At 72.2% G+C, this 13,312-nt stretch carries 12 protein-coding genes; 5 read left to right on the top strand and 7 right to left on the bottom strand.

From position 1 onward, the window contains the following. Positions 1–50 precede the first annotated feature (50 nt). Positions 51–728 (top strand): hypothetical protein, encoded by a 678-nt coding sequence (locus ACFC09_RS28255; protein WP_376533145.1) that lies wholly within the window; start codon positions 51–53, stop codon positions 726–728. 31 nt (positions 729–759) lie between these two features. On the opposite strand, the gene ACFC09_RS28250 is transcribed toward ACFC09_RS28255, so the two are convergent. Then, positions 760–1,512, bottom strand: a complete 753-nt coding sequence (locus ACFC09_RS28250) for a thioesterase II family protein (protein ID WP_376533144.1) — start codon at positions 1,510–1,512, stop codon at positions 760–762. Positions 1,513–1,792: 280 nt separating this feature from the next. Between ACFC09_RS28250 and ACFC09_RS28245 the strand changes: the two genes are divergently transcribed. Then, positions 1,793–2,860, top strand: coding sequence for a glucose-1-phosphate thymidylyltransferase (locus tag ACFC09_RS28245; protein WP_376533143.1), 1,068 nt, complete (start codon positions 1,793–1,795; stop codon positions 2,858–2,860). Next, positions 2,857–3,843: a dTDP-glucose 4,6-dehydratase gene (gene rfbB / locus ACFC09_RS28240; protein ID WP_376533142.1), complete on the top strand. Its 987-nt coding sequence runs from the start codon at positions 2,857–2,859 to the stop codon at positions 3,841–3,843. The genes ACFC09_RS28245 and rfbB overlap by 4 nt, the downstream gene beginning before the upstream one ends. 66 nt (positions 3,844–3,909) lie before the next feature. On the opposite strand, the gene ACFC09_RS28235 is transcribed toward rfbB, so the two are convergent. Genes ACFC09_RS28235 through ACFC09_RS28210 form a run of 6 tightly spaced genes read right to left on the bottom strand, consistent with a single transcriptional unit; the run spans position 3,910 to position 11,049 of the window. Continuing rightward, positions 3,910–4,935: an LLM class flavin-dependent oxidoreductase gene (locus tag ACFC09_RS28235; protein ID WP_376533141.1), complete on the bottom strand. Its 1,026-nt coding sequence runs from the start codon at positions 4,933–4,935 to the stop codon at positions 3,910–3,912. Further along, positions 4,932–5,906, bottom strand: a complete 975-nt coding sequence (locus tag ACFC09_RS28230) for a monooxygenase (protein ID WP_376533140.1) — start codon at positions 5,904–5,906, stop codon at positions 4,932–4,934. Before ACFC09_RS28230 ends, ACFC09_RS28235 begins: the two co-directional genes overlap by 4 nt. Continuing rightward, positions 5,899–7,548, bottom strand: coding sequence for a dipeptide ABC transporter ATP-binding protein (locus ACFC09_RS28225; RefSeq protein WP_376533139.1), 1,650 nt, complete (start codon positions 7,546–7,548; stop codon positions 5,899–5,901). Before ACFC09_RS28225 ends, ACFC09_RS28230 begins: the two co-directional genes overlap by 8 nt. After that, entirely contained in the window at positions 7,545–8,459 is a 915-nt protein-coding gene (locus ACFC09_RS28220; protein ID WP_376533138.1) for an ABC transporter permease, read from the bottom strand. The genes ACFC09_RS28225 and ACFC09_RS28220 overlap by 4 nt, the downstream gene beginning before the upstream one ends. After that, the gene (locus ACFC09_RS28215; RefSeq protein ID WP_376533137.1) at positions 8,456–9,397 is read right to left on the bottom strand and encodes an ABC transporter permease; all 942 of its coding nucleotides are present in this window, start codon (positions 9,395–9,397) and stop codon (positions 8,456–8,458) included. Before ACFC09_RS28215 ends, ACFC09_RS28220 begins: the two co-directional genes overlap by 4 nt. After that, the gene (locus ACFC09_RS28210; protein ID WP_376533136.1) at positions 9,394–11,049 is read right to left on the bottom strand and encodes an ABC transporter substrate-binding protein; all 1,656 of its coding nucleotides are present in this window, start codon (positions 11,047–11,049) and stop codon (positions 9,394–9,396) included. The genes ACFC09_RS28215 and ACFC09_RS28210 overlap by 4 nt, the downstream gene beginning before the upstream one ends. Positions 11,050–11,292: 243 nt before the next feature. Between ACFC09_RS28210 and ACFC09_RS28205 the strand changes: the two genes are divergently transcribed. Both ACFC09_RS28205 and ACFC09_RS28200 read left to right on the top strand, forming a co-directional pair. Continuing rightward, entirely contained in the window at positions 11,293–12,372 is a 1,080-nt protein-coding gene (locus ACFC09_RS28205) for a 3-dehydroquinate synthase family protein (RefSeq protein ID WP_376533135.1), read from the top strand. Then, a complete protein-coding gene (locus ACFC09_RS28200; RefSeq protein ID WP_376533134.1) occupies positions 12,369–13,187 on the top strand; it encodes a shikimate dehydrogenase family protein in 819 nt (272 codons plus the stop codon). The genes ACFC09_RS28205 and ACFC09_RS28200 overlap by 4 nt, the downstream gene beginning before the upstream one ends. Positions 13,188–13,312 lie beyond the last annotated feature (125 nt).

Genomic DNA, 13,312 nt, shown 5'->3' with positions numbered 1-13,312 from the left:
CCGCAGTGCGGACACCCTCCGCACCCCCCTTCCCCCACGAGAAGTACGCCGTGCGTCATCTTCCTCTGCCGCTCGCCCTCACCGCGCGTCTGTCACCGGTCGCCGTGCTCGCCGTGGCCGGCTGGGCACTGACGTCCGGCCCGTTCGCCGCGACACCGGCCACGGAACACCAGCCGGACCAGGAGACCGCCACCCAGCCGTCGGCCGCCGCGTCCTCGTCCACCGACGCGTCGACGGACACGTCGACGACGTACGCCACCGCGCCCGCACCCTGCGCCGGCGTGCCCAAGGCGACCGTCACCTCGCTGGTGCCGGGCGCCAAGACGGCCGGCAAGGAGATCCCCTCGACGGACGCGAAGCTGCGCCGCACCTGCTCCTGGAACGCGCTCAAGGGCTACGACTACCGCTGGCTCGACGTCTCCTACGAGATCTCCGACACCGACAGCGCGGCGCAGAAGGAATACGACCAGCGGATCTCGGAGAAGAGCGGCGGAGGGGACGTACCCGGAGTCGGCGACTCGGCCTACTCGGTGGTGAACCTGACCACCGAGGCCAAGCAGCAGACCCGCGAGGGCGTCGTCATCGCCCGCGTCAACAACGCCCTGGTGATGGTCACTTACAACGGCAGCGACTTCGAGACGAAGAAGGCGCCGGCCACGGACGAGATCAACAAGGGGGCCATCAAGGCGGCCAAGGCGGCCGTGGCCACGCTCCAGGACGGCGCCTGACCGCGCCGAGGAGTCCCGTGCCGGGGAGCCCTCAGCGCAGGCGGCGCCGGACGTGCTCGGCGACCTCCGCGCGGTGCGGACTCAGATAGAAGTGGTCGCCGCCGGGGAAGACGTGCACGTCGGTCGCGGCTTCGGTGTGCGCGGACCAGGCCCCGGCCTGCTCGACGGTGACCCGGGGGTCGCTGTCGCCGACCAGGACGGTGACCGGCACGGTGAGCGGTGTGGCGTCGGCCGGGCAGCGGTAGGTCTCGATCGCCCGGTAGTCGGCGCGTACGGCGGGCAGCACCATGCGGCGCAGTTCCTCGTCGGCGAGCAGTCCGGGACTGGTGCCGCCCAGCGACTCGATCTCCGCCACCAGACCGTCGTCGTCAAGGAGGTGGACGCGTTCGTCCACGGAGAGAGACGGAGCCCGCCGCCCTGACGCGAACAGCCACAGCAGGGGTGCCGCCGTCGGATCGGCGGCCAGCCGCCGGGCGACCTCGAAGGCGACCACCGCACCCATGCTGTGGCCGAACAGCGCGAGCGGCCCGCCGATGTAGGGGCCGAGCGCGGCCGCGGCACGGTCCGCGAGCACACCGATGTCCTCGACCGCCGGCTCCTGCCACCGCTCCTGCCGTCCGGGGTACTGCACGGCCAGCACTTCGATCTCCGGGGAGAGCAGGCCGGACAGCGGGTGGTAGAAACCGGCGGCACCCCCGGCGTACGGAAAGCAGGCGAGGCGGACCTTCGCCTCCGACACCGGGTGGAACCGGCGGATCCACTGTGCGGACTCCTCGCTCGTCACTTCGCCTCCGGTCCTGGTTCACACATTTCGGCCCCTGCACGGGAATTGGCGGCACGCCACTCAGTCATGGACGCACACCATTCCACGAGGACGCTAGCACCGCCGGAATTGCACCTGGGACCCCTAACTCCGTTCGACAACCCCCTAGCTCGCCGTGCACAACCGCCGCGGCCGTCCGGTCGGTGATGCAATCTCCTCAGGTTCCCAAGGCTGCGACGGAAGGCAGTGGCACCAGGAGCGGACCAGCCGTGGCGAAGACAACTACGTGGAGATGGCACTCGTGAAGGCGCTCATACTCTCCGGAGGAGCGGGCACCCGCCTGCGCCCGATCACGCACACATCGGCGAAGCAGCTCGTACCGGTCGCCAACAAACCCATTCTCTTCTACGGCCTCGAAGCGATCGCGGAAGCCGGGATCGTCGATGTCGGGATCATCGTGGGCGACACCGCCAAGGAAATACAGGAGGCCGTCAAAGACGGATCGCAATTCGGGATCAAGGTCACCTACATTCCGCAGGAGGCGCCGCTCGGGCTCGCCCATGCCGTGCTCATCGCCCGGGACTTCCTGGGCGACGACGACTTCGTCATGTATCTCGGTGACAATTTCATCGTGGGCGGGATCTCCGAGCTGGTCGACGCGTTCCAGGAGGAACGGCCGGACGCCGGGATCCTGTTGACGAAGGTGCCCGATCCCCGCGCGTTCGGCATCGCCGAACTCGACGTCGACGGACGGGTGGTGGGCCTCGAAGAGAAACCCGAGGTGCCCAAGAGCGAAATGGCCCTCGTCGGTGTCTATCTCCTCACCCCCGTGATCCACACCGCGGTACGCGCCATCGAGCCGTCCGACCGGGGCGAACTGGAGATCACCGATGCCCTGCAGTGGCTCATCGACCAGCGCTACGACGTGCGCTCGACGACGATCTCCGGGTACTGGAAGGACACCGGCAAGGTCAGCGATCTGCTGGAGGTCAACCACACGGTCCTGGAACACGTGGAGCCACTGGTGGCGGGCGTGGTCGACGACGCGAGCGTCATCATCGGCAGGGTGCGCATCGAGGCGGGCGCGCAGGTGTCGGGCAGCCGCATCGTGGGCCCGGCGATCATCGGGGCGGACACCGTGGTGAAGGACGCCTACGTCGGACCGTTCACGGCCCTGGCGGACGGCTGCCGGATCGAGGACAGCGAGATCGAGTACTCGATCGTCCTGAAGGGCTCCTCGGTGACCGGGGTGCGCCGCGTGGAGGCGTCGCTCATCGGCCGGGACGTCGAGGTCACTCCCGCACCGCGCAATCCGGCCGCCCACCGGCTGGTGCTCGGCGACCACAGCAAGGTGCAGATATCACGATGACGACCCGGATTCTCGTGACCGGCGGCGCCGGTTTCATCGGCTCGCACTACGTCCGTACGATGCTCGGTCCGCACGGGCCGGGGGACGTCCAGGTGACCGTCCTGGACAAGCTGACCTACGCCGGAAACCTCGCCAACCTCGACGAGGTCCGCGACTCGCCCAGACTGTCGTTCGTCCAGGGCGACATCTGCGACCCGATGCTGGTGGCCGGGCTGACGGCCGCGCACGACCAGGTGGTGCACTTCGCGGCCGAGTCGCACGTGGACCGGTCCATCGACGGCGGTGCGGAGTTCGTCCGGACCAACGTCGTCGGCACCCACACCCTGGTCGACGCGGCGCACCGCGCGTCGGTCGACAGGTTCGTCCACGTCTCGACCGACGAGGTGTACGGATCCATCGACACCGGCTCCTGGCACGAGTCGCATCCGCTGCAACCCAACTCGCCCTATTCCTCGTCCAAGGCGGCCGGCGACCTGATCGCCCTCTCGTACCACCGCACCCACGGCCTCGACGTGCGGGTCACCCGGTGCAGCAACAACTACGGGCACCACCACTTCCCCGAGAAGGTCATCCCGCTGTTCATCACCCAGTTGCTGGACGGCGGGAAGGTCCCGCTGTACGGCGACGGCGGCAACATCCGGGACTGGCTGCACATCGACGACCATGTGCGGGCCGTCGAACTGGTCCGCACGAAGGGCCGGCCCGGCGAGGTCTACAACATCGGCGGTGGCACCGAGATGTCGAACCTGGAACTCACCCGGCGGCTGCTCGACGCGTGCGCGGCCGACTGGGACGAGAGCGTCGAGTACGTCGCCGACCGCAAGGGCCACGACCGGCGCTACTCGGTCGACTGGACCAAGATCCGCGACGAGCTGGGCTATGTCCCGCGCCGGGACTTCGCGACCGGTCTGGCCGAGACGGTGCGCTGGTACCAGGAGCACCGCTCCTGGTGGGAACCGCTCAAGGCGCGGGCGGCGCTGTGAGACGGACGGCAGGGCGCGGCGCCCCTCCCCGGTCCTCGGGGTGGGCGCCGCGCCCTCGTCCCCCGGTCAGCGGCCCCCGGTCGGCCCGAACAGTTCCCGCACCCGTTCCAGGGAGCGGAGTTTCTCCTTGGTGTCGGTGATGTTGTTGGTCACCATCAGTTCGTCCGGCCGGGCGGCGTCGAGGAGTTCGGCCAGCCGCCGCCGGACGGTCTCCGGGCCGCCGACGGCCTGCCCGGCGAGCAGCGTCCCGGCGTAGTCGCGCTTGCCGTCGGGCCAGTCGTAGCCGGCCGCCTCGTCGGGTGTGGGCAGCGGATCGTGCCGGGCCAGGCCGCCGATCTCCAGGGCCGAGACCACCGCGGGCAGGGCGAGTCCGGTCGCGTGGCCGTCGTCCTCGCCGCACACGGTGTGCACGGTGAGCATGGCGTACGGCGCGTCGAGCAGCGCCGAGGGACGGAAGGCGGACCGGTAGGCGGCCAGGGCCTCCGCGGCGCCGCGCGCACCGAAGAAGTGGTGTGCGAAGGCGTACGGCAGACCCCGCTGCCCGGCGAGGGCCGCGCTGCCGACGCTGGATCCGAGGACCCAGACCTCGGGCGGCGCTGCCGGTACGGGCATGGCGGTCAGCCCGGCGTACGGGTGTTCCGGCGGAAAGCTGTCCGTCACGAAGTGGACGAGATCGCCGAGGTCGTCGGCGAAGGCGTCCGCGGGCAGCCGGCGCAGGGCCGACGCGACGGCCTGGCCGGTGGCCGGTGCCCGTCCGACGCCCAGGTCCACCCGGCCCGGGAACAGCGTGCCCAGCGTGCCGAAGGACTCGGCCACGACGAGCGGCGCGTGGTTGGGCAGCATCACCCCGCCGGAGCCGATCCTGATCGTGCGCGTCGCCGAGCCGAGCGCGGCGAGGAGCACGGCGGGTGCGACGCTGGCGACCCCCGGGGTGTCGTGGTGCTCGCCCACCCAGACCCGTAGGAAACCCAACTCCTCGGCGCGGCGTGCCAGTTCGCCCACCGTATTGAGGGCGTGTGCGGCGCCGCGGCCGCGTTCCACCGGCGCGATGTCGAGCACGGACAGCGGGATCCGGGGCAGCGGGGCGCTCATCGGACACCGTCCTGCTGGGGCATGGAGCCGGCGTGCTGCCCGGTCACGGCGGATGCCGCGGCTCGGGCCCGGGCCAGCAGGCGGGCCGTGCGGTCCGCGTGGGCGGCGGTCTCGGAGCCGGTGAGTGCGGCGGCGCGGCGGTGCAGCGCGCCGGCCTCCTCGGACACCGCGTCGGCCTCGTCCTCGACCGCGCGGAGCGCGGCCCCCAGGTCCGTACGGCCGCTGTGCGGATGCTCCCCGGCGGCGAGCCGGCCGGCGGCCGCACCCAGCGCCACCTGGGCGAGGACCAGGTGAAGGGTGGGGACGAGGAGGTCGTTGTAAGCGCGGGGCTGGAAGACCTTGTCGACGTATCCCAGCGCGCCGCTCCAGGGGATGTCGGCGTCGCGCACGGTGACGGTGCCCGCCTCGTCGTCCTCGAAGGTGAGCCCGACATGGGTGGACATGGCGAGCGAGCTGACCAGGGACCCGTCGGGGAAGCGGCCTTCGAGCAGGGTGATGTCGCTGACCCGGGCGGCCGTGGACGGGGTGATGCGCCCGTTGAAGACGATGTCGTCACCGCGGTCGCGGACGGCGAGGGCGGCGCCGCGGACGTCGAGGGATCCTCCGAACAGCCACCGGGCCCGGGCCGAGACCTCGTCGATGTGCTCGGTCTTCTCCCGGGTGGCGATGAAGGAGGCGAGCCTGACCCAGACGTAGTGCCGGCCGAGGAGTTCGCCGAGCGCGGGGTCGGCCGCCGAGACGATCCGCACCACCCGGTCGGCCACCGGCCAATCCTGTGCCCCGCCGCCGTGCTCGGCGGGCCCGAGCAGAGTGATCAGACCGGAGTCCTTGAGCAGGGTCACCGCACGGTGCGGCGGCCGCGCGCTCGCCGAACGCTCCGCGGCCGAGGCGGCGAGTGAGGCCGCGACGGTGCGGGCCCGCTCGCTCCAGCCGTCGGCATCCGCCTCCGCCTTCCAGGTGGTGTCAGTCATGCACACTCCGTCGTTGTGGGATTTTCCGAGAAGGGACGGGAGCCGGAGAGGGACTCCCGTGCGGGGTGGTCTCGCCGGTGGCGCGCGCCAGCTCCGGTATCGCGTCGACGAGGGAGCCGGTGTACGCGTGCCGGGGGTGGCGGAAGACGTCGCGCGTCGGGCCCTCCTCGACGATCACGCCGTCCCTCATCACGAGCACGCGGTCGCTGATCTCCTGCACCACGGCGAGGTCATGGGTGATGACCAGCAGGGCCACCCCGGTGTCCCGCTGCAACCTGCCCAGCAGGTCGAGCACTTGGGCCTGCACGGTGACGTCGAGCGCGGAGACGGGCTCGTCGCACACCAGGAGCCGGGGGCGTGGCGCGAGCGCGCGGGCGATGGCGATCCGCTGCCGCTGGCCGCCGGAGAGCTGGTGCGGCCGGCGCCGCAGCAACCCGGTGTCCAGTCCGACCTGTTCCAGCAGTTCGGCGACGCGCTCCGGGCGCCCCGGGCGGGCGGCCGCGGGCAGTGCCTCCGCGATGATCCGGCCCACCGTGAAGCGCGGGTCGAACGACGCGTACGGGTCCTGGTGGACGAGTTGCACCTGGTGCCGCAGGGGTCTGCGGGCCCTTTCGCCCAGGGTGCTCCAGGGCCCGCCGTCCAGGCGTACCTCTCCGGTGTCCGCCGGGAGCAGGCCGAGCAGTACCCGGGCCAGGGTGCTCTTGCCCGAGCCGGACTCGCCGACCACGCCCAGGCTCTCGCCCGCGCGCAGGGTCAGCGAGACATCGTCCAGCGCGCGCCGGGCGGGGGCCTTCCCCTGCCCGGGGTAGGTCTTCACGAGGTGCTCGGCGGTGAGCAGGACCTCGCCGGGCGGGTGTGCGGTGCGGCGCCGTCCGGTGGGGATCGAGTCGATGAGGGTGCGTGTGTAGGGGTGCCGGGGCTCGGTGAGCAACTGCGCGGTGGGCCCCTGCTCGACCACGTCCCCGTCGCGCATGACCAGGACGCGGTCGGCGAGTTGGGCGACCACGGCGAGATCATGGCTGATCAGGAGCAGTCCTCGCCCCTCGCCCTTGATGCGTTCCAGCAGCCGCAGGATCTGTGCCTGCACCACGGCGTCCAGGGCGGTGGTGGGTTCGTCGGCGATCAGCAGCCGGGGGTCGGCGGCCAGCGCCGCGGCGATCAGGGCGCGTTGGCGCAGCCCGCCGGACAGTTGGTGCGGGTACTGGGTGCGCCGGCTCTCGGGCTCGGGGACCCCGGCGTCGGTGAGCAGTTCCACCACGCGTTCGGTGACGTCCCGGCCGGCCGCGGCCCGGTGCAGGGCGACGCCCTCGGCGATCTCGGCGCCGACGGTGCGCAGCGGGTCGAGCGAGACCATCGCGTCCTGGAGGACCATGCCGATCCGCCGGCCGCGCACGGAGCGCCAGCGGCGTTCGGTGAACCGGGTCGCGTCGGCGCCGTCGATGTCCAGCCGGTCGGCGCCCACCCGGGCGCGGCGTCCGGCGAGGCCGATCAGGGCCCGCGCGGTGACGCTCTTGCCCGAGCCGGACTCACCGACCAGGGCGACGCACTCGCCGGGCGCGACCGAGAGGGTGACGCCGCGCACGACGGGCCGGGCCGCGCGCCCGAAGGCGACGCTCAGGTTCTGCACGTCGATGAGGTTCATCGCACCGCCGAGACCTGGAGGTGGCGGCCGATGGCGGTGGCGGCCACGACGACGAGGGAGATGAGGACGCCGGGCGCGACCGAGATCCACCAGGCGGTCTGCAGGAAGTCCTTGCCGTCGGCGACCATGGACCCCCAGTCGGCCTGCGGTGGTCTGGGGCCGAGGCCCAGCAGGCTGAGCCCGGCTCCGCTGGCGATGGCCGCGCCGGAGCCGATGGAGGCGAGGACGACGACCGAACCGCCGATGTTCGGCAGCACGTGCCGCAGGAGGTAGCGCCACGGCGGCACCCCGAGCACCTTGGCGGAGTCGACGTACTCCGAGCCGAGCACCAGCCGGGCCTGGCCGCGTACGAGCCGGGCGTAGCCGGGGATGCCGGCGAGTCCGATGGCCACGGCGACGTTCAGTGTGCCGCCGCCGAGCACGGCGACGACCAGCAGGGCGAGAAGCGTCTCCGGAAAGGCCATCAGGACGTCGACGACGCGCATGAGCAGGGCGTCCGCCCGGTTCGTGCCGACCGCTGCCAGCAGGCCGAGCAGGGCGCCGCCGCCGACGCCGATGGCGGTGGCCGCCGCGGACACCGCGACGGAGATCCGGGTGCCGTACACCAGGCGGGCGAACACGTCGCGGCCGAGTTGGTCGGTGCCGAGCAGGTGGCCGGCGCCGGGTGCCTGGAACGTCCGGACGACGTCGGTCGCGTTCGGGTCGTGGTCGGTGAACAGGCCGGGAACGGCGAGGACCAGGGCCAGCAGGAGCAGCAGGGCGCCCGCGCACAGCAGCGGGACCCGGTCCCGGACCGCCCACCGGACGCCCGCGCGGGGCCCGGTGGGCGACACGGCCTCGACACCGACCCACGCGGCCCCTCCCCTCCCGATGGTCTTCCGTTCGTCCTCCGGTCCGCCGTCGACGCTCATGGGGTGACCTTTCTCAGCCGCGCATCGATGACCGGGTGCAGCAGGTCGACGACGATGTTGATGACGACGAAGACGACGGCCGACAGCAGGACCAGGGCCGTCACCACGGGGATGTCGCGGGCCTCCACGGCCCGGACGAGGATGCGGCCCAGGCCGGGCCTGGCGAAGATGTTCTCCACCAGGACCGCGCCGCCGAACAGCCCGCCGAGCAGGAACCCGGACATGGTGGTCAGGGGCAGCAGCGCGTGCCGCAGGGTGTGCCGCAGCAGCAGCCGTGTCTCCCCGAGGCCGCGGGAGCGGGCGGTCAGCACGAAGGGCCGGCCGTCCGTCTGTTCCAGTTCCTGCCGCATGACCTGGGTGAGGACTCCGGCCAGCGGCAGGGCCAGGGCCAGGGTGGGCAGGACGAGCGCGGAGGCCGAGCCGTCCCCGGCCGCGGGGAAGAGATGGAGGTGGAAGGAGAAGACGGTCAGCAGCACGATGCCGAGCCAGAAGGCGGGCACGGACACGGTGACCAGTTCCACGGCCGAGGCGAGCGACCGGACGAGTCCGCCGCGGCCCGCTGTCGCGACGGCGGCGAGCACCGCCAGCAGCAGTGCGCACACCAGGGCGCACAGCGCCAGTTGCACGGTCGGCAGCACCTGTCCGGAGAGCACCTGGCCGACGGGCTGGTTGAGCTGGTACGACCGTCCCAGGTCGCCGCTGAGCAGCGCGCCCATGCTGTGCACGTACTGGACGGGCAGCGGGTCGTCGAGTCCGCTGTCGACGAGGACCTGGTGGCGCAGTTCGGGTGTGACGGGTGTGCCGGGGCCGATCAGCGCGGCCACCGTGTCACCGGGCACGAGGTGCACGGCGAAGAAGGTGAGGGTGGCCGCGCCCCAGACGACGAGGGCGCCGGCCGCCAGCCGCTGGAGGACGAAGCGCAGCACGCCGCCCGTCAACGTCCACTCACCCAGGCGTCGTAGAGGTCGTGTTCGCTGAACGCGTCGTAGGTCAGTCCGTGCACCCGGCTGCGTACCGCGGAGTCGCGGGAGGCGACGTACGTGGGGATCGAGTACGCCTGCTCGATCACTCTGCGCTGGACCTTCTGGTACAGCTCGACGAGCTGGTCGCGGTCGTCGGTGCGCTGGGCGCGGTCGAGCAGGGTGTCGAGCTGGGCGTCGTGCACCCGGGCGCCGTTCATGCCGCCCTTCCCGAACTGCTTCTTCGAGTGGTAGAGGTTGCGCAGCAGCGCCGGGTCGGGGCTCTCCCAGCCGAAGGCGAACATGTCGTAGTCGCCCTTGGCGGTGCGGTCCATGCTGGTGGCCGAGTCGACCGGGATCAGGTCGAGCGCGATGCCGACCTTCTTGAGCGCGTCCTGGATCCCGATGGCGATGGCCTGGTTGTCGCTGGAGACGAAGCTCTGCACGTAGGGGACCAGGGCCGTCAGCCGCCTGCCGTCCTTGGTGCGGTAGCCGGCCGAGTCCCGCGCGGTCCAGCCGGCCGTGTCGAGCAGGTGCTCGGCCTTGGCCCGGTCGTACCCCCACAGGTCGCCGAGGTTCTTGTCGTAGGCGAAGGTCGAGGGATTCAGCGGCGACCGGGCCGGCTGGTACTCGCCCTGGAAGACGCCCTTGACGATGGCGGGCAGGTCGACGGCGCACTGCACGGCCCGGCGGACACCGAGGTCGTCGAAGGGCGCGCGCTGGGTGTTGAGGTAGAAGGTGTACGACGTGCCGGGCACGGCGGTGCGCAGCAGGCTCAGACCGCTCTGGGCGCGTACGGACGCCAGGCGCGCGGCGGGGATCTCCTCCGCCACGTCGGCCTGGCCGGAGGTGACCGCGCCGACCCGGGAGGCGTTCTCGGTGAGGATGTTCACCACGATCCGGTCGATCCGCGCGGCGCCGGTGTGCGCGGCCCCCGCGGGTGACCAGCGGTAGTCGGGGCGCCGCTCGAACACCGCCTGCTGGCCCGCGATGCGGGAGACGAAGCGGAAGGGGCCGGTGCCGACGATGGCCGGGCCGCCCGCGCCGAGGTCGGCGGCGCGTTCCTTGAGCGCCTTCGGCGAGTGGAAGCCGAGGAAGGTGGAGGCGACGGACCGCAGGAAGGAGGCGTAGGGCTCCTTGAGGTGGACGACCGCGGTGAACCGGTCGGGCACCTCGGTGCGCTCGTAGGGGCCGAGCAGCGGGGCCGCGGCCTTGGAGACGGTCTTGGGCGCGACCACGTGGTCGAAGTTGGCCTTGACCGCGGTCGCGTCGAAGGGGGTGCCGTCGCTGAAGGTGACGTCCTTGCGCAGCTTGAACGTGTAGCTCAGGCCGTCGGCGGAGACCTGCCACGAGGCGGCCAGCCACGGGGCGACCGTGCCGTCCGGTTTCAGCGTGACCAGGGAGTCGAGGACGGGGCGCAGCAGCCGGGCGGTGACCCCGGTGGACGCCTGGTGCGGGTCCCAGCTGTCCGGTTCGGTGGACGCCGCGTAGGTGAGTGTCCCGCCGTCCTGCGGGGTGTCCCCCACCGTGTCCTCGCCGCCGGTCGAACAGGCTGTCAGGCCCATCGTGCCCAGGGTGACCGCCGTACTGGTAGCTGCCGACATCAGCAGGAATCCTCGCCGGGACTGCATGGTCTCTCCTCGGGTCCGACTCTGTGCCGCTCCCGAGTCTGCGTCTCTGCCGTACCCCTGGCCCCCCTGCCCTCCCCCCTATACCCACCCTTATTTGCGGTTGCGGACCGCGGTGGAGCAGCGCGCACGGGGAGTCGGCGCGCGGCTCGGCACTACGCTCCGCCGCAGTGTCGGCGGACCGGCGACGCGGCCGGGAGCCGAGCCCGACGGGGAGTGCGACATGACCGACAGTGGGAGTGCGACATGACCGGAATTCCGCAGGGGGCCGCCGCCGCGGACGGCTCGTCCTGGCACACGATCGACGTCGACCTCGGCGACCGCGGCTACCCGGTGCGCATCGGTGCCGGGGTCCGGCACACCTTGCCCGAGGTGGTCGCCCGGATCGGCGCCCGCAAGGCGGTGGTGGTGTCGGCCCGGCCCGCCGCGTGGACACCCGATCCGGGGGTCGAGGCCCTGCACATCGCGGCCCGGGACGGCGAGCGGCACAAGACGCTGTCCTGGGTGGAGGAACTCTGCGTGTGTTTCGCGCAGTTCGGCCTGACGCGGTCGGACGTGGTGGTCTCCTGCGGGGGAGGCACCACGACCGACGCGGTGGGGCTGGCGGCCGCGCTCTACCACCGCGGGGTGCCGGTGGTGCATCTGCCGACCTCGCTGCTGGCCCAGGTGGACGCGAGCGTGGGCGGCAAGACGGCGGTGAACCTGCCGCAGGGCAAGAACCTGGTCGGCGCGTACTGGCAGCCCCGGGCCGTGCTGTGCGACACGGACTACCTGGCCACGCTGCCGGAGCGGGAGCGGATCAACGGGTACGGGGAGATAGCCCGCTGTCACTTCATCGGCGCCGGTGACCTGCGCGGCCTCGGCACGGCGGAGCAGATCGCGGCGAGCGTGGCCCGCAAGGCGCAGATCGTGAGCCTCGACGAACGCGACTCGGGGCTGCGCCATCTGCTGAACTACGGCCACACGCTGGGCCACGCGCTGGAGCGGGCCACGGACTTCGCGCTGCGGCACGGTGAGGCGGTGGCCGTGGGCACGGTGTTCGCCGGGCGGCTGGCCGGGGCGCTCGGCCGGATCGGCCCGGAGCGGGTGGCCGAGCACCTGGACGTCGTACGTCACTACGGGCTGCCCACCGAGGTGCCGGCCGGGGTGAGCACGGGCGAACTGGTGGCCCTGGCCCGGCTGGACAAGAAGGCGACCCGTGGTCTGGCTTTCGTGCTGGACGGGCCCGCGGGCGCCGAACTCGTCTCCGGCGTTCCGGCGGAGACGGTGGCGGCGGTCCTGGACGCGATGCCGCGCCGTGCGGCGGCGGGAGCGCCGACGCGATGACCGGTGACGCGCCCTGGAGCATCAGCGGAACCACCCGGCTGCTGGCCGTCATCGGGGACCCGGTGCGGCAGGTGCAGGCGCCGGCCCTGCTCAATCCCCTGCTGAACCGGCCCGGCACCGACGCCGTGCTGGTGCCGGTGCACGCCGGCCCGGACGACCTGCCCCACGTCGTCCGGGGCCTGCAACGGGCGGGCAACGTGGACGGGCTGCTGATCACCGTGCCGCACAAGGCGGCGGCCCGTGCCTTCGCCGACGGGCTGAGCCCGGCCGTCCGGCTCAGCGGCAGCACGAACGCGCTGCGCCGTGAGCCGGACGGCCGCTGGTACGCGGAGAACTTCGACGGCGCCGGCTTCGTGGCGGGGCTGCGGGCCGCCGGTCACGCGCCGGAGGGACGGCGGGTCATGCTGGTCGGCGGGGGTGGCGCGGGCAGTGCCATCGCCGCGGCGCTGCTCGGGGCGGGGGTGGCCCGGCTGACGGTCTGCGAGCCCGACTCCGAGCGGCGCGAGGCGCTGCTCGGCCGGCTGTCCCGGGTGTGGCCGGGGCGGGCGACCGGCCGTGCCGTGCCCGATCCGCAGGGTGCGGACCTGGCGGTCAACGCCACTCCGCTGGGTCTCTCCCCGGGTGATCCGCTGCCGTTCGCGCCGGGAACCCTGGAGCCCGGCGCGGTGGTCGCCGACATCATCATGAAGCCGAGGGACACCGCGCTGCTGAAGTCGGCGGCCGCGCTCGGCCATCCCGTCCATCACGGCGTGCACATGCTGACGCAGCAACTCGATCTCTACCGGGCGTTCTTCCGGCTGGCACCGGGCCGGTAATCGGAACCACGGACTTCGGTTCAGCAATGGGCGGACGATTCCCGGACAGTAGGCGTGACCCCCGCATGATGTCTTTCGCTTCGTGAATCAGGACGCGCGCATGACCGCAATAAAATGGGGGTAAC

Source organism: Streptomyces sp. NPDC056161 (assembly GCF_042268025.1).
GTDB lineage: Bacteria > Actinomycetota > Actinomycetes > Streptomycetales > Streptomycetaceae > Streptomyces.
The sequence above is the reverse complement of the archived record's forward strand: the minus strand, read 5'-3'. Positions and strand labels throughout refer to the sequence as shown.